Source organism: Thalassovita gelatinovora (genome assembly GCF_001458355.1).
GTDB lineage: Bacteria > Pseudomonadota > Alphaproteobacteria > Rhodobacterales > Rhodobacteraceae > Thalassobius > Thalassobius gelatinovorus.
This window is the reverse complement of record NZ_CYSA01000025.1, coordinates 36,727-56,992: the sequence shown is the minus strand read 5'-3', so window position 1 is coordinate 56,992 and position 20,266 is coordinate 36,727. Positions and strand designations below refer to the sequence as shown.

Annotated in this window: 21 protein-coding genes and 1 tRNA gene; 10 read left to right on the top strand and 12 right to left on the bottom strand. The window is 59.3% G+C overall.

The annotated features are described in order from the left end of the window. Position 1 precedes the first annotated feature (1 nt). The 7 genes from TG4357_RS12540 to TG4357_RS12510 all read left to right on the top strand — a co-directional run bounded on the left by TG4357_RS12540 (position 2) and on the right by TG4357_RS12510 (position 7,421). Positions 2–1,825 carry a cation:proton antiporter gene (locus TG4357_RS12540; RefSeq protein ID WP_058263245.1) on the top strand — a complete coding sequence of 608 codons (1,824 nt, stop codon included), beginning with the start codon at positions 2–4 and terminating at the stop codon, positions 1,823–1,825. Between the two features lie 130 nt (positions 1,826–1,955). After that, positions 1,956–3,701 (top strand): arginine--tRNA ligase, encoded by a 1,746-nt coding sequence (argS, locus tag TG4357_RS12535; RefSeq protein ID WP_058263244.1) that lies wholly within the window; start codon positions 1,956–1,958, stop codon positions 3,699–3,701. A 31-nt stretch (positions 3,702–3,732) separates the two neighbouring features. After that, entirely contained in the window at positions 3,733–4,689 is a 957-nt protein-coding gene (locus tag TG4357_RS12530; protein ID WP_233487497.1) for an SPOR domain-containing protein, read from the top strand. Then, the gene (gene nagZ / locus TG4357_RS12525; RefSeq protein ID WP_058263242.1) at positions 4,665–5,693 is read left to right on the top strand and encodes a beta-N-acetylhexosaminidase; all 1,029 of its coding nucleotides are present in this window, start codon (positions 4,665–4,667) and stop codon (positions 5,691–5,693) included. The genes TG4357_RS12530 and nagZ overlap by 25 nt, the downstream gene beginning before the upstream one ends. Beyond that, positions 5,686–6,489, top strand: a complete 804-nt coding sequence (locus tag TG4357_RS12520; protein ID WP_058263241.1) for a segregation and condensation protein A — start codon at positions 5,686–5,688, stop codon at positions 6,487–6,489. Before nagZ ends, TG4357_RS12520 begins: the two co-directional genes overlap by 8 nt. Then, on the top strand, positions 6,482–7,165 hold the full coding sequence (scpB, locus tag TG4357_RS12515) for an SMC-Scp complex subunit ScpB (protein WP_168370961.1): 684 nt from the start codon (positions 6,482–6,484) through the stop codon (positions 7,163–7,165). The genes TG4357_RS12520 and scpB overlap by 8 nt, the downstream gene beginning before the upstream one ends. Before the next feature lie 76 nt (positions 7,166–7,241). Then, complete coding sequence (locus TG4357_RS12510; RefSeq protein ID WP_058263240.1) at positions 7,242–7,421, top strand: hypothetical protein; 180 nt, start codon at positions 7,242–7,244, stop codon at positions 7,419–7,421. Here TG4357_RS12510 and TG4357_RS12505 read toward each other — a convergent pair. The 11 genes from TG4357_RS12505 to TG4357_RS12455 all read right to left on the bottom strand — a co-directional run bounded on the left by TG4357_RS12505 (position 7,399) and on the right by TG4357_RS12455 (position 15,946). Further along, entirely contained in the window at positions 7,399–8,547 is a 1,149-nt protein-coding gene (locus tag TG4357_RS12505) for an MFS transporter (protein ID WP_058263239.1), read from the bottom strand. The genes TG4357_RS12510 and TG4357_RS12505 overlap by 23 nt on opposite strands. A 78-nt stretch (positions 8,548–8,625) precedes the next feature. Continuing rightward, the gene (locus TG4357_RS12500; protein ID WP_058263238.1) at positions 8,626–9,234 is read right to left on the bottom strand and encodes a M23 family metallopeptidase; all 609 of its coding nucleotides are present in this window, start codon (positions 9,232–9,234) and stop codon (positions 8,626–8,628) included. A gap of 17 nt (positions 9,235–9,251) precedes the next feature. Next, a complete protein-coding gene (locus TG4357_RS12495; RefSeq protein ID WP_058263237.1) occupies positions 9,252–10,328 on the bottom strand; it encodes a 2'-deoxycytidine 5'-triphosphate deaminase in 1,077 nt (358 codons plus the stop codon). 202 nt (positions 10,329–10,530) lie between these two features. After that, positions 10,531–11,337, bottom strand: coding sequence for a crotonase/enoyl-CoA hydratase family protein (locus TG4357_RS12490; RefSeq protein ID WP_058263236.1), 807 nt, complete (start codon positions 11,335–11,337; stop codon positions 10,531–10,533). Positions 11,338–11,547: 210 nt separating this feature from the next. Beyond that, positions 11,548–11,624, bottom strand: a tRNA-Pro gene (locus tag TG4357_RS12485). A 69-nt stretch (positions 11,625–11,693) separates the two neighbouring features. After that, positions 11,694–12,386: a MerR family transcriptional regulator gene (locus tag TG4357_RS19815; RefSeq protein WP_233487496.1), complete on the bottom strand. Its 693-nt coding sequence runs from the start codon at positions 12,384–12,386 to the stop codon at positions 11,694–11,696. A gap of 6 nt (positions 12,387–12,392) precedes the next feature. Beyond that, positions 12,393–12,704 (bottom strand): integration host factor subunit alpha, encoded by a 312-nt coding sequence (gene ihfA, locus TG4357_RS12475; protein ID WP_058263235.1) that lies wholly within the window; start codon positions 12,702–12,704, stop codon positions 12,393–12,395. Between the two features lie 98 nt (positions 12,705–12,802). Continuing rightward, positions 12,803–13,777: a beta-ketoacyl-ACP synthase III gene (locus tag TG4357_RS12470; protein ID WP_058263234.1), complete on the bottom strand. Its 975-nt coding sequence runs from the start codon at positions 13,775–13,777 to the stop codon at positions 12,803–12,805. Further along, complete coding sequence (plsX, locus tag TG4357_RS12465) at positions 13,774–14,880, bottom strand: phosphate acyltransferase PlsX (RefSeq protein ID WP_058263233.1); 1,107 nt, start codon at positions 14,878–14,880, stop codon at positions 13,774–13,776. Before plsX ends, TG4357_RS12470 begins: the two co-directional genes overlap by 4 nt. Positions 14,881–14,907: 27 nt before the next feature. Further along, complete coding sequence (rpmF, locus tag TG4357_RS12460) at positions 14,908–15,114, bottom strand: 50S ribosomal protein L32 (protein WP_058263232.1); 207 nt, start codon at positions 15,112–15,114, stop codon at positions 14,908–14,910. Between the two features lie 283 nt (positions 15,115–15,397). Next, complete coding sequence (locus tag TG4357_RS12455) at positions 15,398–15,946, bottom strand: YceD family protein (protein WP_058263231.1); 549 nt, start codon at positions 15,944–15,946, stop codon at positions 15,398–15,400. An 87-nt stretch (positions 15,947–16,033) separates the two neighbouring features. Here TG4357_RS12455 and TG4357_RS12450 point away from each other — a divergent pair, with 87 nt between their 5' ends. The 3 genes from TG4357_RS12450 to TG4357_RS12440 all read left to right on the top strand — a co-directional run bounded on the left by TG4357_RS12450 (position 16,034) and on the right by TG4357_RS12440 (position 19,255). Continuing rightward, entirely contained in the window at positions 16,034–16,489 is a 456-nt protein-coding gene (locus tag TG4357_RS12450) for an outer membrane protein assembly factor BamE (RefSeq protein ID WP_058263230.1), read from the top strand. A gap of 94 nt (positions 16,490–16,583) precedes the next feature. Beyond that, positions 16,584–17,315 carry a GNAT family N-acetyltransferase gene (locus TG4357_RS12445; protein ID WP_058263229.1) on the top strand — a complete coding sequence of 244 codons (732 nt, stop codon included), beginning with the start codon at positions 16,584–16,586 and terminating at the stop codon, positions 17,313–17,315. 122 nt (positions 17,316–17,437) lie between these two features. Further along, a complete protein-coding gene (locus tag TG4357_RS12440) occupies positions 17,438–19,255 on the top strand; it encodes an ABC-F family ATP-binding cassette domain-containing protein (RefSeq protein WP_058263228.1) in 1,818 nt (605 codons plus the stop codon). Positions 19,256–19,450: 195 nt separating this feature from the next. Here TG4357_RS12440 and TG4357_RS12435 read toward each other — a convergent pair whose 3' ends face one another. Continuing rightward, positions 19,451–20,206, bottom strand: a complete 756-nt coding sequence (locus TG4357_RS12435; protein ID WP_058263227.1) for a 3-hydroxyacyl-CoA dehydrogenase — start codon at positions 20,204–20,206, stop codon at positions 19,451–19,453. Positions 20,207–20,266: the final 60 nt, after the last annotated feature.

Here is a 20,266-nt window from a genome sequence, read left to right as displayed (position 1 = left end):
GATGGCGATACCTGGGGCCGAGGCCGGACTGACACCGATCACCGCAATTGCCTTGGTGGGCGCTTTGGGCGTCGGGGCGCAATATATCGCTTGGCGGATGCAATTGCCGGCCATCGTGCTGATGCTGGTGGCGGGGATCGTTGCCGGGCCAGTGACCGGGTTGCTGGACCCGGCGCGCGATATCGGGCCGCTGGTCGCGCCCATTGTGTCGTTGGCCGTCGCAATCATCTTGTTTGAGGGCGGACTGACCCTGAACCGGCACAAGCTGCGCGATGCCGCCAAGGGGGTGCGCCGCCTGGTCTTCATCGGGGCTCCGCTGGGCTGGCTCAGTTCCGCGCTGGCACTGCATTACGGTGCCGGTCTGGGCTGGGCGACCTCTGCGGTGTTTGGCGGTATCATGATCGTGACCGGCCCCACCGTGATCGCGCCACTGCTGCGGCAGGCCCGGCTGGCCCGGCGGCCCGCAGCGCTGTTGCAATGGGAAGCGATCGTGAACGACCCGATCGGCGCATTGGCGGCAGTTCTGGCGTTCGAGGTTGTTATCGTCAGACATACCGCCACCACCGCAGGTGACGCTGCGCAAGAACTGATCTTGGGGATCGTCCTTGCAACTGTGCTGGGCTTGGCGGCGGGGTATGGGGTGGCGATGGCATTCAAACGCGGCTTGGTGCCGGAATACATGAAGGTGCCGGTGCTTTTCGTCGTTTTGGTCGGGGTGTTCGCGCTGTCCGACGCGGGCTTGCATGAAAGCGGGCTGTTGGCGGTGACGATCATGGGGGTAGTGATCGCCAATGCTGAACTGCCTTCCTATGTTGAAATCAGACGGTTCAAGGAACACGCCACTGTGCTGTTGGTTTCGGGGGTGTTCATTCTGCTGGCCGCATCGCTGGATTTTGCCATGCTGGAACGGTTGAACTGGCGGGCGGCGCTGTTCATCGGGTTGGTGATCGGCGTGGCCCGGCCGCTGACTGTAGTGATTTCTCTGATCGGGACCGGGTTGCCGTGGCGGGAAAAGTTGCTGATCGCTCTGACCGGACCACGCGGGGTGGTTCTGGTCGCGGTGGCGGGGCTGTTCGGTGAACGGCTCGCTGCGGTGGGGATCGAGGACGGTGCCTTGGTGGCACCGCTGGCCTTTGCTCTGGTCGCAGTAACCGTGGTGTTGCACGGCTTTACCCTGAAACCGGTGGCGCAACTGCTGGGACTGGCCGGATCAGACGCGCCTGGCGTGCTGCTGGTCGGGGCCACGGGCTGGAGCACGGCATTGGCAGAAGCATTGCAGAAGGCGGGGGTGCTGGTGATGCTGACAGATTCAAACCGGGGTCGGCTGCGCAATGCGCGGCAATTGGGGTTGCCGACCTTTTTCGGCGATGTCCTGTCCGAAGCAGCTGAACACAATCTTGAACTGGCGCAATATGTACGGTTGGTCGCGCTGACCGATAACGACGCCTATAACACATTGGTCACCACCGACCTTGCGCCGGAATATGGCCGCGACAATGTCTTCCAACTGGCCCGCGCCAAGGAAGGACAAGCACGCCATGCGCTGCCTGCAACACTGGGCGGACGGGTCTTTGCCCAAGGGCGCAGCTTTGATGAATTGCAGGCGCTGACCCGGGCAGGCTGGGAGTTCCGTACCACCACGCTCAGCGCCGAATACGATTTCGAGAAATGGCGCGCCGAACGTCCCGATGCCCTGCTGGTCACGGCGATATATCCCAAGGGCGAATTGCGCTTCCCACGCGAAGACAGCAGCTTGAAAGGCGGTGAGGGCGTTCAACTGCTTTACTTCTCCGCGCCCAAACCGAAACCACAAGGCCAAGCCTGATCTCGGCTTTTGCCTGATGCAAAGACCCGAAGCGGGCTTTGCCCGGTCAAACCCATCCGCGCACCGGGTGCCGGTTGACCTTTTGCCTTCGCGTGCTAAACCCCGGCCAAGCTAGAAGGAAGTTTGACCGATGAACCTGTTTTCCGACCTGCGCGTGCTCGTGGTGGATATGCTGGCGCAAATGAGCGCCGAAGGCGACCTGCCCGAAGGGCTGGATTTCGCCAATGTTGCGGTCGAACCGCCGCGCGATGCCGCGCATGGTGACATGGCGACGAACGCCGCGATGGTCCTGGCCAAACCGGCCCGGATGAAACCGCGCGACATCGCCGATAAATTGGCGCTGAAACTGGCCACCGATCCGCGCATCGTCAGCGCCGAAGTCGCCGGTCCCGGTTTCCTGAATCTGCGGCTTGCGCCGTCGGAGTGGCAACGAATTGTGAAAACCGCGCTCAGCGATGGCGTGGCCTACGGCCGCTCGGACCTGGGGCAGGGTAAAAAGGTCAATGTCGAATTCGTGTCGGCCAATCCGACCGGCCCGATGCATGTCGGCCATACCCGCGGCGCGGTATTTGGCGATGCACTGGCAAGCCTGCTGGACTACGCGGGCTTCAACGTTACCCGCGAATATTACATCAATGATGGCGGGTCACAGGTCGATGTGCTGGCGCGTTCGGCCTACGAACGCTACCGCGAAGCCAACGGAAAGGAACCCGAAATTGTCGAAGGGCTTTACCCCGGTGACTACCTGATCCCGGTGGGCGAGGCGCTGAAGGAAAAATATGGGGCGACCCTGCTCGACAAGCCCGAATCCGACTGGCTGATCGATATTCGCGATTTCGCCACTGCTGCGATGATGGAAATGATCCGTCAGGATCTGGCCAGCCTCGGCGTAGCGATGGATGTCTATTATTCGGAAAAATCGCTTTACGGCACCGGCCAGATCGAGGCGGCGCTGGAGCGGTTGAAAGGGCTGGACCTGATTTATCGCGGCACGCTGGAACCGCCCAAGGGCAAGCTGCCCGAAGACTGGGAAGCCCGCGAACAAACTCTGTTCAAATCGACCGACTATGGCGATGATGTTGACCGTCCGGTACAGAAATCCGATGGGGCGTGGACTTATTTCGCCCCCGATATCGCCTATCATTGGACCAAGGTGGAACGCGGTTTCGACATGCTGATTGACGTGTTTGGCGCCGATCATGGCGGTTATGTCAAACGGATGAAGGCTGCCGTCGCGGCGCTGTCCGAGGGGCGTGTTCCGCTCGACATTAAGTTGATCCAACTGGTCAAGCTGTACAAGAACGGCGAGCCGTTCAAGATGTCGAAGCGGGCGGGTACTTTCGTGACGCTGCGCGATGTGGTCGAACAGGTGGGGGCGGACGTGACCCGGTTCCATATGTTGACGCGCAAGAACGACGCACCGCTGGATTTCGATTTCGACAAGGTGCTGGAACAATCCAAGGACAATCCGGTTTTCTATGTGCAATATGCCAATGCCCGGGTCTGTTCGGTGCTGCGCAAGGCGGTCGAGGCCGGTCTGATCGTGGATGATACGACCCTGGCCGGGGCCGATCTGTCGTTGCTGGGCCACGAAGCGGAACTTGATGTTGCCCGCAAATTGGCCGAATGGCCGCGATTGGTAGAAATTGCCGCGCGTCACAACGAACCGCACCGGGTGGCATTTTACCTTTATGATCTGGCCAGTGCGTTCCATTCATTGTGGAACCGGGGCAACGAAGATATGTCGCTGCGTTTCTTGCAAGATGGGGATGCGGTCACCAGTCAGGCGAAAATTGCCATGGCACGGGCCGTTTCCGTTGTTATTTCCGCAGGTCTTGGTATTCTGGGCGTAACACCGGTGGAAGAGATGCGCTAACGCACCGCCGCCGGAACGTGTTGAGCAGCAGATGACAGGGGACGCCCTGTCAGCACGAGAGGCGACTATGGCGGAGTATCAGGCGGACGGGCGCATTTCTGCACCCGCGACAGGCAAATCCATTGGAACGATTGTCAACTGGGCCGGGGCTGCGGTGTCGCTGGCGCTTCTGTTTGGTGTGGGGGTCTGGGGGTACAAGCTTGTTATACGCGATGTTAGCGGCGTACCAGTGGTGCGGGCCGCGACAGGTCCGATGCGGGTGATGCCTGAAAATCCCGGCGGAGCGCCGGCGCAAAATCAAGGTCTGGCGGTGAACAAGGTGGCTGCCGAAGGCGTGGCGGAAAAACCCGCCGACCGGCTGATCTTGGCCCCGCGTCCGGTCGGATTGACGGCAGAGGACAGCCCAACCGCCAAGCTGAATTTGATCAAGTTGACCCCAGGTAGCGACGTTCAGGACAAAACGCCCAGTGCCAATCCGTCGGTTGAGGTGCTGGCTGATGAATTGACCGCAGACACTGCACCCGTTGACGCGAAAGCAGATCCTCAGAACGCGACCCAACCCGAACCGGTTGCAGAAATGGCACCTGAATCCGTGGCAGACCAGCTTCCCAAAGCCGGTCTGCGTATTTCGCTTCGACCACGTCAACGACCTGCGGGCGGGCGTCAGGTTGCTTCGGTCGATCCGGCCTTAACTGCCGAGGCACTGGGCATCGATATCGATCCCGCGACACTCCCTCCGGGGACAAGGCTGGCACAGCTTGGCGCCTATGAAAGCGCCGAGGTGGCGCGCAAGGAATGGGATCGCATGGCGTCCCGCTTCACCGATTTTCTGGAAGACAAGAAACGGGTGATTCAAAAGGCTGAAAGCGGTGGGCGGGTGTTTTATCGTCTGCGTGCCCACGGCTTCGCCGATATCAGCGAAGCACGCCGTTTCTGTTCGGCACTGGTGGCCGAAAAGGCCGAATGTATTCCGGTGACAACCAAGTGAACCGGTTCGGCGCGACGATCCTTGATCCGCTCGGGCTGCGGTTAAGCCCGGAAGAAAAAACATTCTTCCGCGAAGCCGATCCGTTCGGGTTCATTCTGTTTGCGCGTAACATCGACAGCGCCGATCAGATCCGCGCATTGTGCAATGATCTGCGCGATGCGGTCGGGCGCGCCGCCCCGATCACCATCGATCAGGAAGGCGGCCGGGTTCAACGCCTGCGTCCGCCTTTGGCGACCGACTGGCTTGCGCCGCTGGACCATGCCGGGGCTGCCGGGTCAGCAGCGCAAGACGCGATGTATCTGCGGTATCGCATCATCGCGCATGAATTGTGCACGGTGGGGGTGGACAGCAATTGTGCCCCTCTGGTTGACGTGGCAACATCCGACACACACCCATTTTTGCAAAACCGCTGCTACGGGTTCGACGCCGAAACTGTGGCGAATCTGGGCCGTGCGGTGGCAGATGGCTTGTTGGACGGTGGTGTGCTTCCGGTGCTGAAACACATTCCCGGCCATGGCCGCGCGGTGGTGGACAGCCATCTTGACTTGCCATCGGTGTCCGCTGATCGCGCAACATTGGACCGGACCGATTTCGCGCCGTTCCGGGCGCTTAACGATCTGCCGTTGGGAATGACCGCGCATCTGGTCTATGATCAGATCGACCCGCGTCCTGCGACCTTGTCTCCGGTGATGATGCGACTGATCCGGGACGAAATCGGCTTTGATGGGCTGATCATGACCGACGACATTTCAATGCAGGCGCTCAAGGGGGATTTGTCCGACCTCAGCCGTGCCGCCATCGCGGCGGGCTGCGACGTGATCCTGCATTGCAATGGAACGTTGGATGAAAAACGCACGGTGGTTGAGGCTGCCGGGCGGCTTTCAGACGCCGGGCAGGTGCGGGCGCAGCGGGCGATTGATGCCCGGCACGACCCCGACGAGGTTGACATTTCTGCCCTCAGGGCCAAGCTGGACGCGCTGTTGAACGGGCGCGGGCATGGCTGAGGACGATTTCGAAGAAGACAGGACAGAAGGTCAAAGCGTCGCCGAACGACTGGCGGCGGAATCGCTGATTGTCGATGTCGACGGGTTCGAAGGCCCGCTTGATCTGCTGTTGATGCTGTCGCGCACCCAGAAAGTCGATCTGCGCAAAATCTCGATCCTGCAATTGGCCGAACAATATCTGGCCTTTGTCGAACAGGCCAAGGCGCTGCGGATTGAACTTGCTGCCGATTATCTGGTGATGGCGGCTTGGCTGGCCTTCCTCAAATCACGGCTGCTATTGCCGCCCGATCCCAGTGAAGAAGGCCCCTCGGGCGAAGAACTGGCCGCGCATTTGGCGTTTCAGCTGGAACGTCTGCAAGCGATGCGCGATGCGGCTGCCAAGCTTATGGCGCGTGACCAGAAGGGTCGGGATTTTTTTGTCCGGGGTCTGCCCGAAGGGGTTGAACGGATCAAGCGGGTGACCTATTCGGCGACGCTTCTCGATCTGATGCAGGGCTATGCCCGACTCAGGACCAAGGATGAATTTCGCCCCTTCGTGATGGACCGGGATTCGGTCTATACGATGGAACAGGCTCTGGAACGGATGCGCGGCATGATCGGCTTTGCCGGCAGTTGGACCGATATCAACAGCTATTTCCCCGCCGGTTGGGAAACCGATCCGGTCAAGCGCCGTTCGGCCACGGCCGCGACCTTTGCTGCTTCGCTGGAACTGGCCAAGGAAGGCAAGGTAGAACTGCGTCAGGGTGGCTTGTTCGAACCGATTGAACTGCGCAGAAGGGAAGGTCGCGATGGCTGAAGAAATGGCGCAAGATCCAACTGCGCAGGCCGGGCCGCAGGAAGAAAGCCTGTTTGAAGCGCCGCCAATAGGGGAACAGGAACGCATGATCGAAGCGATGCTGTTCGCTTCGGCCGAACCGTTATCGGGACGCGATCTGGAAGCCCGTATGCCGCATGGCTGCGACGCTGCCGAAGCCTTGGTGCACCTGCGCAAACGCTATGAAGGGCGCGGTGTTCAGGTGGTGCGGGTGGGCGATTCCTGGGCCATTCGCACAGCACCCGATCTGGGGTTTCTGATGCAAAAAGAAACGGTCGAGATGCGCAAGCTCAGCCGCGCAGCCGTCGAAACCTTGGCGATCATTGCCTATCACCAACCCGTCACCCGTGCCGAAATTGAAGAAATTCGTGGTGTCAGCGTCAGCCGCGGCACGGTGGATCAGCTGTTGGAAATGGAATGGATTCGCTTCGGTCGGCGCCGGATGACACCGGGACGACCGGTCACCTTTGTGGTGACGCAGGAATTTCTGGATCATTTCGGGCTGGAAAACGCCCGTGACCTGCCCGGGTTGAAGGAATTGCGTTCGGCCGGGTTGCTGGACAACCGACCACCGCCGGGCGCCATGCCGACCCTTGTCGAGGGGGACGAAGACGACGTTCTCGATGAAGACGATCAAGGTGAGATGTTCGAGGAATAGCTTCAACTTCGGATCATGCCCTCAAAATGGCGCAATTCCGGCCTATATGCCGATGTAACAAGCGTAGGAGAGCAGAATGAACGCGAACCAACTGATTAACATGATTGTCCGGCAAGTGATCCGCACATTCGTCAACAAGGGGGTGAATGCCGGGATCAACACGCTGTCCAAAAACGATGGCCAGGCGAAACAGAACCGCCAGACCGCCAAGAGCGTCCGTCAGGCCGCCAAGATCAGCCGTCGGCTGAGCAAGTAGCGCGACGCGGCCACAGCGCCTCGGCACAGGCGCAAGCTGCGCAAAACGCCGAAATCATCAGGCAAGTCGGCCATCCTGCCGCTTCGAACGGCAGCCGGAACAGCATCGCGCCACCCAGCACACACAGATAGGTGCTGGCTGAATTCAACCCCATGATCGCACCGCGTTGACCCGGGTCAAGCGCGGTTAGACGTGCCACCACCGCATTCAATGCGAAATGCTGGAACACGCCCCAGACAAAAGCCGCCGCTAGCAGCAGGGTGAAAACCTGCGCCGATAGGGCCATCAAACCATATCCAATCAGCAAGCCGGCAAAAGCCAGAGCAGAGGCGCGCCGAGGGGGTAACCGATCGACGAACCGATCCAGAAACACCGCCAGCCCGAACCCGCTGCCATAGGCAAACGTGACCAGACCGGCAGCCGATACCGTCAGCCCCAATTCCCCGACCACATGCGGCCCCATGAAGCTATAGGCACCGAAGAACCCCAGCATCAGCAAAGCGTTGGACAGCAACCCGCGGCTGATACCGGGCACCTGTAATCCGGTCAGTGGCGATGTGGGGGCGGTGGCAATCACCTGGACCTGCATATCGCAGCGGCCCAGCAAGAACCAGATTGCGACGGTCAGCCCCATCATCAGCCCGTACACGCTGCGCCAGCCCGCGACGTCGGCCAGCGCCGAAGCGAGAACCACACCGCCCACCAGGCTTAGCGTCCAGCCGGTCAGCACCGTGCCGATCGTTTGTTTTTCACGCCCCTTGGGACCCACCTGTGCCGCCAGTGAATAAATTGCCGGTAGCGCCATTCCGGCCCCAAGCCCAGCAATCGCATGACCGATCAGCAATATCAGCAGGCTTGGCGCCAGTGCCGAAATCCCCAACGCCAGGATCAGCATCGCGCAAGCCTGGCGCAAAGCCCGGTCCGCGCCGATTTTATCGGCGCGCGGTGCCAGAACCAAAGCCGACACCGCGGTGCCCGCGCCATAAGCGCCCATCGCCTGTATGATGTCGCCGGGCAATACGTTCAGATCTTGTGCCACGATGGTCGCAATTGGTGGCAGCACCAAGGAATTGGCACCGACAACGCCTATCGTGGCAGTCAGAAGGGGAACAGGTTTGGTCAGCATCTTACACTCGCGATACCGCCTTCGCCCGGTTTTGAAAAAGCCCAAATCTGGCCGGGGCCTTATGACGCTGCGGCATGCTCAGCGACATTGGACCGGATAGGTCAACCGGACCGGGCTTTCGGGCAGCGGGCGATCAAGGTCGAAGCAGGTGACCTTGCCCACACCATCGGCCCATAGCAGGTGTGGATCGACTACGCCCGTCCCATTCAGACGGGTTTCGAAATGCAGATGGTTGAGTGTCCCGGCCAGCGCCCCGGTCGATCCGACTGTGCCAATCTTTTGACCACGCAAGACGTGTTCGCCCATTGTCACCAACCGAGTGTTCAGATGTACCGACCTTGTGGTGACAATACGGCCTTCGTCGTCCGGCCCATGGGCGATTTCCACCCGGTTGCCATAGGCTGGTTCATAAAACGAAGCGACGACCACGCCATCGGCGGCGGCCAGAACCGGGGCATCTCGTGGTGACAGCACATCAAGTCCCAGATGATCGCCGCCCAGTCCGCCCCGGTCTGCAGTATCGGGGACCACCCGGAACTGTTGCCCGATGGCCGGGGCGTTGACGGGCATTTCTACCGTGATGTGTTGGGTGGCAGGGCTGTAGGGGGCCGATGTGCCATCAGGTGCGGAACAGCCGGTCACGATCAGACCGCAAATGCAAAGGAGTGTCAGCGCGGGTTTCTGCATGGCTGCTCCGGTTCCGGTCAGGGGGTGCGGAAATGTTTCGACAATTTCAAACCCTGACCCTGATAATTCGATGAAATGTCTGAGCCGTAAATCTGGTTGGGGACTTCAGCCATCTTTTCGTAAACCAGACGGCCCACGACCTGACCGTGTTCCAACACGAAAGGCGCTTCGTGACAGCGCACTTCGAGCACCCCGCGCGATCCCGCACCGCCTGCTGCTGCATGTCCGAAACCGGGATCGAAGAAACCGGCATAATGCACCCGGAATTCCCCCACCATCGCCAGATAAGGGGCCATCTCGGCGGCATATTCGGGTGGAATATGCACCGCTTCGCGGCTGACCAGAATGTAGAAAGCACCGGGATCAAGGATGATCTGACCGTTATTCGTACGCACTTCTTCCCAATATTCCGCCGAATCGTATTCGCCGATCCGGTCCAAATCGATCACGCCGGTATGCGGTTTGGCGCGATAGCCGACCAAGGTGCCCGATGCCGGTTTCAGATCGACCGAGAACCCCAAGCCTTCGCTGATCACTGCTTCGCCATCGACCAGGGGGCTTTGCGCATGCAGTGCCCGCAGCGCGTCATCGCTCAGCACCGCCTGTCCGGTACGGAACCGGATCTGATTGAGGCGCATGCCTGGGCGGACCAAAACCGAGAATGATCGCGGACAAATCTCGGCATAGAGGGGGCCTTTGTACCCGGGCTGAATCCGGTCAAATTCTTCACCGCCATCGGTGATGGTACGGGTCAGCAGGTCCAGCCGTCCAGTGGAACTTTTGGCATTGGCCACCGCCTGAATATGTTCGGGCAAATCCAGATGTTCCATCAACGGAACCACATAGACACAGCCCTTTTCCAGCACCGCTCCTTGGGTAAGGTCGATCTGGTGCATTTCGAATTCTTCCAGCCGATCCTGAACCGTGCGGCCGTGACCCGCAAGGAATGACGCACGCACGCGCCAAGCCCGGGTGCCGAGCCGCAAATCGAGACTGGCGGGTTGGATCTGTTCGGGGGTGATTTCGGGTTGCGCCGAAATCTGGCCCGCCGCGATCAACCGTTGCAGTTCCTGGCTGGCTAACACACCGGTCATAGTTATCCCCTTTGCAATTGACCTGTCTTAGCAAAGGCCGGGGCGGGGACGGAATAGGGAAAGCAGATTTTCTTGCGTGATCGGCGTTTTCAGGGTTGAAAATGCTATGAATACCTTGCGGCCCGGGCTGAACCATCTTGGTTGATCTGAGTTTCAAACTGAAAAGTAGGGCGAAATCCGGTAAAGATTTCGCCCGTTGCCATCAGCTTTGCCCCGGCTTCACCCGCGCCGCAGTCTTGTTGGCGAAGGCTTCGAGCCGCCCGCGCGAAGCGGGTTGCGTATTCACGATGCCCGCCACCACGGATTCGGCATAGGCCGCGTCCAGCGCCGACATGTTCTGCATATGGCTGATTGCGCTACAGATTGCGAAGTTCGACAATGGCGGATTTTCTGCCGCCGCGCGGGCGATTTCATAGGCTTTGGCTTCGCTGTCTTCTACCAGATATTGCGCCAGTCCGACCTGGATCGCTTCGTCCTGCGCATAAATGCGCCCGGTCAGCATCATGTCGATCATCCGTGCCTTGCCGACCAAGTCGGCCACCCGGATCGTCGCGCCGCCGCCAGTGAACAACCCGCGCTGGCCTTCGGGCAGGGCGAAGTAGGTTGACGCATCCGCGACCCGGATATGGGCGGAAGACGCCAATTCTAGACCACCACCGACAACCGCCCCTTTCAGCGCGGCGATGATCGGTACGCCGCCATATTCCATCTTGTTGAAGGCTTCGTGCCAGCGCAGGCAGAGATGCATGAAATCTTCAGGTCTGCGATCTTCTTCGTGATGTTCGACAAGGTCCAGCCCAGCACAGAAATGCGTTCCTTCGGCACGCAACACGACAGCCCGGGTGCCCATGCGGGGCAGGGCAGAGAAAACTTCGATCAGTTCCTCGACGGTGTCTGCGTTCAATGCATTGCGCTTGGCCGGACGGTTCAACGTGAGCGTGGCGATCCCGTCGTCATCCATGCTGAGCGCCAGATTCTCCAAGGCAAAATCTTCGATGGTCTTTTTCATGTTTTTCTCCTCCGGTCTGGGCTGTTGGCCCGGCTATTCTGAGTTCAGACCATCCGCGCCGTGGCGGTCAAGTCAAGCGCTTGGAGCAGAAAAATCGACCGTGCGGACGGATTTGTTGCAAAACGTAGCGTCTCCTTCGCCAAACGCCCTGCGCGGCCGGAGGCGGCAGGATCTGGCAGGCGATTTCGGATAGGGAAGATAGGGGAAAATTGGTCGGGCTAGCAGGACTCGAACCTGCGACCTTCCGTCCCCCAGACGGACGCGCTACCAGGCTGCGCTATAGCCCGACGGTTTGGCTTTCATAGCGATTTTCGGGGCGGGGGCAAGGGGCAATCGCCATTTTCTTTACCCCGTTGTCATCCCTGTTTCGAAGCGCCTTTCATGGCCGCGACATGGGACCTTGCCCGCAGCAACAAAGCGCGGGCCTTTTCAGCCTCGACACCGGTCCATCGATCCCGCCGTGCCAGCAAGGCAGCCAGTGGGGCCGGTACAGACGGAGTGGTCTGCAAACCGACCTGTTGTGGCGTTATAGATGCTTCTACGGGCTCCGCCTCAGGCTCTGGTTCGACATCAAATAGCGTTGCTTGCTGCGGATTGGGTAGCATTTCAGCCGCGACAGGGGCGGAGGCTGGTTCGGGAATGGGCTGAGAGTCCGCAATGGGCTGGGGGATGGCTGTTACCGTATCTGCCACGGTCGGGGCATCCAGCAACGTGGCGTCGGGCAATGTCTCGGCCGGATCTGCCACGGCTTCCACAATCGTGTCCGTTCCACCATCCAATGGCTGCGACAATTCGGCGACGTGATGCACGCCTTGTTCGCGCAGCGTTTTCTGCACGCCCTTGATGGTCATGCCATCGTCATGCAGCAGCTTCTTGATACCGCCCAGCAGCAACATGTCCTGCGGCCGGTAATACCGCCGGCCTCCGGCGCGTTTTACCGGTTTGACCTGGCTGAACTTGCTTTCCCAGAATCGCAGCACATGGGCCGGGCGATCCAGCCAGTCGGCCACTTCGCTGATGGTCCGAAAAGCGTCGGGCGATTTCGCCATGCCTCTTTACCCCTTGGTTGAGGAGTTTCCGGCGGCGACCCGTTCTTTCATCAGATGCGATGGGCGGAAGGTCAGGACACGGCGCGGATTGATCGGCACTTCTTCCCCGGTCTTCGGGTTGCGACCGACGCGGGCGGCCTTGTCGCGGACCGAGAAGGTGCCGAACGAGGAAATCTTGACCTGCTCACCTTGCACCAGCGCATCGGACATATGGTTCAGCACGCTTTCGACCAATTGGGCCGAGTCATTGCGCGACAGCCCGACTTCGCGGAAGATTGCTTCGCTCAAGTCCATCCGGGTTAGAGTTTTTTCGCTCATCACTGAGACCCCCCATTGTTTGGTCAAACATGAGGGAAGGCAATTTCCGAGTCAATATCAATGACTTGTAAGGAGGCCTTGAAACGGCCGATTTTGGCCTACCAGCGCAGTACGACCGCCCCCCAAGCCAACCCGCCGCCAATCGCTTCGGCCACCAGCAGGTCGCCTTGCTTGATTTTGCCTTCATCGACCCCGACCGACATGGCCAATGGAATCGATGCCGCCGAGGTATTTCCGTGATCCTGAACGGTGACGATGACGTTATCCATCGATACGCCCAGCTTCTTCGCGGTGCCCAGAATGATGCGGATATTAGCCTGATGCGGGACGATCCAATCAATGTCGTCATGGCTCAGACCGGCCTTTGTCAGCGCGGTGTCCGCAGTTGAACTTAGCTTTTCCACGGCTTGACGGAACAGAGCGTTACCCTGCATGCGCAATTTCCCTGCGGTGCCGGTGCTTGAAACGCCGCCATCGACGTAAAGCATCTCGCGATAGCGTCCGTCGGAATTCAGGTCCGACGACAGGATGCCACGATCGTCGCTGGTTCCATCGCCGGTTCCGGCCTCCAGCACCAGGGCTCCGGCACCATCGCCGAACAGAACGCAAGTGGCGCGATCTGTCCAATCCATGATCCGGCTGAAGGTTTCTGCGCCAATGATCAGCACGCGGTTGGCCTGTCCCGACACGATCAACGCATTGGCATTGGTCAATGCATAGATGAAACCGGCGCATACCGCTTGTACGTCAAAGCCATAGCCACGAGTCATGCCCAGCTTTTCCTGCACCATGGTCGCGACAGAGGGGAAAGTCAGGTCCGGGGTAGAGGTCGCCACGATGATCGCGTCGATATCGTCAGGCTGCAGACCAGCGTTTTTCAACGCCGCACGTGCTGCGTTCACGGCGAGATCGGAAGTGGTTTCGCCTTCTGCCGCGAAATGCCGCCGCTCGATACCGGACCGGGTGCGAATCCATTCGTCCGAGGTATCCAAGCTTTTTTCAAATTCGCTATTGGGAACAACACGTTCCGGCAGATAGTGGCCAACGCCTTTTACAACAGCGCGTATTGTCATTCTTTTCCACCGTCTTCGGACTGCTCGGTTGCAGTATCTTGAACCTGCTCCGAGGCGGATGCAACCCGCGCAGCCAGTTTATGCGAAAATCCCGATTGCGACAGCAGATGTGCCAGCTTTACCGCTGCGGCGATGCCTGTGGCATCGGCCGATCCATGCGATTTGACCACGGTGCCGTTGAGCCCTAGGAAAACGCCGCCATTGACCCGGCGCGGGTCAATCCGTTTCTTCAATCGCTGCATCGAAGTGAAAGCGAGCAGCGAGGCCAGTCGCGACAGCGGCGAAAACTGGAACGCTTCTTTCAGCAGATCGCCGATCAGGCTGGCCGTTCCTTCGCCGGTCTTCAGTGCAACATTGCCGGTGAACCCGTCGGTGACGATCACATCGCAGGCATCGCCCGGGATATCGCTACCTTCGACAAAGCCGACGAAATCCAACCCGGCCCGGTCAGCATTAGACTTGATCAGATCATGGGCCAGCTTCAGTTCGGCCCGGCCTTTATGTTCTTCAGTGCCGACATTCAGCAGGCCGATCCGCGGCCGCGGTAAATCCATTCCGTTGCGGGCGTAAGAGGCCCCCATCAACGCATATTGCAGCAGATCGTGTTCATCGGCACGCACATCGGCACCAACATCCAGCATGACGTTGAAGCCTTGTGGATTGCGCGACGGCCACAGTACTGCGATTGCCGGACGATTAACACCTGGCAGCTTGCGCAGCCGCACCATGCTCAACGCCATCAGGGCGCCGGTGTTGCCGCACGAAACGCAGACATCCGCATCACCTGACCGCACCGCATCCAGCGCTGACCACATCGAGGTGTCTTTGCCATGGCGCATCACGTGGGACGGTTTATCCTCCATCGTGACGACACCCTGAGCATCGCGAATCTCGACCCGTCCGGCCAACGGCTTTTTGCGCGCGACCAGCTTGTCCAACTCGGCCTTGGGGCCGTGCAGAATGAAGCCGATATCTGGGTTTTTTTTCGCAGAACGAGAAATACCGGCGACTACTGCCGCCGGTCCTCGGTCGCCACCCATGGCGTCAACAGAGATGATGGTGCGTCCTGCACCCGCCGTGGATTGATCCTGCAAAGCGGTCATTGCGGACGCCGGTCCCTGAAAGTTGCGTTATGCCGCGTCTTCGTCCAGATCGATTTCGTCAACCAGAGCGACGACTTCACGATCGGCGTAGTGGCCGCAAGATGCGCAAACATGGTGCGGGCGCTTCAGCTCGCCACAGTTGGGGCATTCGTTCGGGTTTGCCGCGACCAGCGCGTCATGTGCGCGGCGGTTGTTGCGGCGCGACTTGGATACTTTGTTCTGCTGGACAGCCATGTCACAACCTCAATTTCTATGGGCACAAGGCCCGGTTTCACGTGGGTTCGTGGCTCATATTCGGTCCGTGCCGACATGTCCAACCCAAAAATCGGATGAGCGCCGGAAAATACTGCGAATTACGAAAGGCGCAAGTGGTTTTTTCTGTCTCTGGCCTATTGTGTCGGATTTCTGGGAATGTACGGGCCGGTTCGTGGGTCGATGTGGGGCTAGGTCTGATCGGGCAGGTATGAGGTCGTGTATTCGCAATCAACCGAAATTCGGAGGCAAAGGGCAAACGAATCTAGTCCTTTTTGTCCAGCTTGTCGCGCAATGCGGCAAGCCCGGCGAAGGGTTTGGTTTCCTCATCCGTCATCGCGGTCTTGCCAGGTTCCGTGAACCGGGTTTCGTCCAGTTCCGCGCCTTTGGCACGGGGATAAAGCGGTAAGGCCAGCGAAAGTGCCTCGATCATCACCGTGGCCGGATCGATCACTTTATCCAGTGCCTCGATCGAATCGTCCTCGGGCATTTCAATTTCTTCGTCTTCAACGCTGTCTTCGGGCAGTTCGGCAATAAACAATCGGTTCACTTTTTCGTCGATCCGGGTGCTGACCGGGGCAAGACTGACCACACAAGCCTGCACAACCGTCGCGCCCAAATCCGCTTTGAATCGCCAGTCACGGCGACCTTCGGCCCGGATTTCGCCCTCAAATCTCAGCTTGCGCAGGTCGAGCAATCCGAGCTCATCCGCGATTGCACGCAGTTCCGCGTCGTTCGGAATCAGTTTGAACCGGGTTGGACGCGTAGTAGACAGATCGGCGACTCGTAATTTTTCGCTGGGCAGTTTGGTCATGATTGGGATGGTTCCTTTGCTTGAACCGAAGTCATTCCTTCTGTAAGCGGGATAGAAGGCGGAAACGGCCAAGGCAAGAGGACAGCGATGTCGCGCATAGGAAAGACTTTGAAAACCGTTGCGGCCGGAATTGTGATCCTGGCGGTGACGGGATGTACGTCGCTCTATCGTAATCACGGGTATGTCCCGCCGGAAGACGATCTGTCGGCGATCACCGTTGGTGTCGACACCCGCGATAGTGTTGCCGAATCCATCGGCACTCCGGGGGCTGCCGGGGTGTTGAATGATAGCGGGTATTACTACGTACAAAGCCGTATGCGCCATTTCGCTTATCGCCGCCCGGAAGTGACCGACCGCGAGGTCGTCGCGATCAGTTTCGACAAGCGCGGGGTGGTCAGTAATGTGGAACGGTTCACTCTCGAAGATGGCAGGGTCGTGCCGCTGACCCGCCGGGTGACCAGTTCGAACGTTACCAACAAGGGCTTCCTGCGTCAGCTATTGGGCAATATTGGACGGGTGCGGGCGTCGGACTTCGCAGGCTGAGTCGCGACGTTTTTTCGTCACATCCGTGATACATCTTGTATGCTAGATTCGGCGAAACGAGCTTTGCCAAGGGCAAAGCAGCCGGAGTGGTCTGATGCTGTCATTGAAAAAAGGGCGCTATATCACGCGCTTGGCGGAAACTGTTGAAGATGTCGACGCCGCCCAGCGGTTGCGCCATCTGAGCTTTCACGGGACGGGCGGGATTGATTCAGACCGGTTCGACCCGATCTGCAGCCATATCTTAGTCGAAGAGGTCAAGACTGGGCGGCTGGTCTGTTGTTTCCGAATTCTGCCGTTGACCGGCGGGAAAGAAATCGAGCGCAGTTATTCGGCGCAATATTACGAATTGTCGGGCTTGCAGGATTTTGCGGGACCGATGGTTGAAATGGGTCGGTTCTGCATTCATCCAGCGGTCAAGGATGCCGATATTCTGCGTGTCGCATGGGGTGCTATGACGCGCTATGTGGATGAAAACAATGTCGAAATGTTGTTTGGCTGTTCGTCGTTTCATGGCACTGATGAACAGGAATATCTGGACGCATTCGCGATGTTGAAAGAACGCCATCTGGCACCGAAACGCTGGCTGCCGCGGGTCAAGGCGCCGCAGGTGTTTCGCTTTGGCCAAAAATTGCGGCGCAAACCGGATGCGAAGAAGGCGATGATGCGGATGCCGCCTTTGCTGCGCACCTATCTGCTGATGGGGGGCTGGGTGTCGGATCATGCTGTGGTGGACCCGCATATGAACACGTTGCACGTGTTTACAGGCCTTGAAATCAATGCAATTCCTCCGGCCCGCAAGCGATTGTTGCGTGGGGTGGCGGGGTAATCGATGGGGCACTGCCCCCACGTTGAAAATCCCAGGATTTTCAACGTCTCCCCCCGGAGTATTTTGCCAAGATGAAAACATGGGTTCTTGACGTTGTTCGGGGGCGTCGTTAGCTGCGACGCATGGCACGCGCACCCTTACTCCAATTGAACGATATTTCGCTGACATTCGGCGGGGACCCGGTTTTTCACGATCTGTCACTGGTGGTACAGCCCGGCGACAGGGTTGCCTTGGTTGGCCGCAACGGATCGGGAAAATCTACTCTTATGAAGGTGATGGCGGGTCTTGTTGAACCCGATCACGGGGGGCGAGTGGTGCCGCCGGGGGTCAGCGTCGGCTATATGGAACAAGATCCCGATATGGCCGGATTTGCCACGTTGGGCGATTATGCCGCCAGCGGTTTGGACCCGGCCGAAACCTACCGGGTCGAGATGGCGGGCGAAGGATTGAAATTTGATCCGAACCGGCCGGTGGAAACCGCGTCGGGCGGCGAGCGGCGTCGGGCGGCGTTGGCCAAGCTGATGGCCGAGGCCCCCGAGCTGATGCTGCTGGACGAACCGACCAACCATCTGGATATCGAGGCGATTGCCTGGCTGGAAAACGAGCTGCGCGAGACCCGAAAAGGCTATGTTCTGATCAGCCACGACCGCGCCTTTTTACGTGCGCTTACCCGCGCAACTCTTTGGATTGACAGGGGAATGGTGCGACGGCAAGAAAAGGGATTCGAAGATTTCGAAGCTTGGCGCGACAAGGTTTGGGAAGACGAAGACCAGCAACGCCACAAATTGAACCGCAAGATCAAATCCGAAGCCCGCTGGGCGGTCGAAGGCATTTCGGCGCGGCGGACGCGCAACCAGGGACGGTTGCGGGCGTTGAAGGCGCTGCGGGCTGAACGGTCATCGCAGATCAAGCGCCAGGGTGCCGCGGCGATGGAGCTTTCAGCGGGGCCGAAATCGGGTCGCAAAGTTGTAGAAGCCAAAGAAATATCAAAGGCTTATGGCGAGAAGATCATCGTTCAAGATTTTTCGATCAAGATCCAGCGCGGCGACCGGGTCGCGTTTGTCGGGCCGAATGGCGTGGGCAAGACCACGGTATTGAAAATGTTGCTGGGGCAGGAAATACCGGATCAGGGATCGGTGTCTTTGGGCACCAACCTGTTGCCGGCGGTTTTCGATCAGGCACGGGCGCAGTTGGATCCTGAAATGAGCCTATGGGACAGCCTGACCGGCGACCCCGATATGCGGGTGTCGGGCAAGGCGGATCAGGTTCTGGTCCGCGGGCAACCGAAGCATGTGGTCGGCTATCTGAAGGAATTCCTGTTCGACGAACGGCAGGCAAGAGCGGCTGTTAAGTCCTTGTCAGGTGGGGAAAAAGCGCGATTGCTATTGGCCAAGTTGATGGCCAAGGAAAGCAACCTTCTGGTGCTGGACGAACCGACCAACGATCTGGATATCGAAACGCTGGACCTGTTGCAGGAACTGCTGGATGATTACGATGGCACGGTGATGCTGGTCAGCCACGACCGCGACTTTCTCGACCGGGTGGCGACCACGACGATCGCGATGGAAGGCAACGGGCGCGCCACGGTTTATGCCGGTGGCTGGAGCGATTATCAGGCCCAGAAGGCCGAAGCGACCCCGGATAAAAATGAAGAAAAAACAAAATCTTCCGCCTCAAAAGTGAAAACGAAAGCGGACCCAGAGGCGAAGGCCGAGGGGTTGAGTTTCACCGAAAAACACCGACTGGAGGCATTGCCTGCGATCCTCGAACGGCTGGGAGCCGAGATCGCCAAGCTGGAAGAATTCCTGATGGATCCGGAGCTGTTTTCCAAGCAACCGGTGAAATTTCAGAAAGCCACGGAAGCTTTGGTCGAGCGGCAGCAAGCGCTGGCGGCGGCGGAAGAAGAATGGCTGCTGCTGGAAGAAAAATCAGGCGACTGAGTTTACAAAAGTTTCAGGATATTTGCGGAATTTGTAGCGCCAAACGCTACAAATGGCCGGACTGCGCCGGTAATTCTTCGTTCATACCGAGAATCTGAAGGCGGTGGGCCGGGATTTCGCCCGGCACCGTTTTCTTGAATGGGGCGTTGGAATGGCCGGGCTGAAGCCCGGCCTACGGTTTGTTCCTGCCGCCCGTCACTGCATCCGCAGGGCACCATCGATGCGGATGACTTCGCCGTTCAGATAGCCGCATTCGCAGATGAACCGCGCCAGCGAGGCATATTCGCGCGGATCGCCCAGACGCCGCGGATTGGTGACGTCAGCGGCCAGTTGATCCTGCACTTCTTGCGGCAGGCCCATCAGCATCGGGGTCAGGAAGATGCCCGGTGCGATTGCCATCACCCGGATGCCTTCGCGGGCCAGATCGCGCGCCATCGGCAGCGAGGTGGCGACGATACCGCCCTTGGAGGCGGCATAGCCGGCCTGACCCTTCTGGCCGTCAAAGGCGGCGACCGAGGCGGTGTTGATGATCACGCCGCGCTGATTGTCGTCGGTGGGATCGTTCTTGGCCATTTCGACGGCGGCCAGACGGGCGACGTTGAAGGTGCCGATCAGGTTGATGTTGATGATGCGCTGGTAATGTTCCAGGCTGTGGGCGCCGTTTTTATTCAGCGTCTTTTCCGCCGTGCCGATACCGGCACAGTTCACGGCGGTGTTGATCTTGCCCATCGCGGCAACCGCCGCCTGCATGGCGTTTTGCACCGAGGCTTCGCTGGTGACGTCCGTTTCGACGAAGGTGCCGCCCAGTTCTGCGGCAACTTTTTCGCCTTGTTCGGCGTTGCGGTCGAGCAGGGTGACTTTGGCACCGGCTTCGGCGAACAGGCGCGCGGTGGCTTCCCCCAGGCCCGAAGCCCCTCCGGTGATCACGGCGCAGGTTTCTTTCATTTGCATTTTGGACGTCCTCTCTCGTCTAAATGAACAGTTGTTCAGTAATGCCTCGCAGGCGGTCTG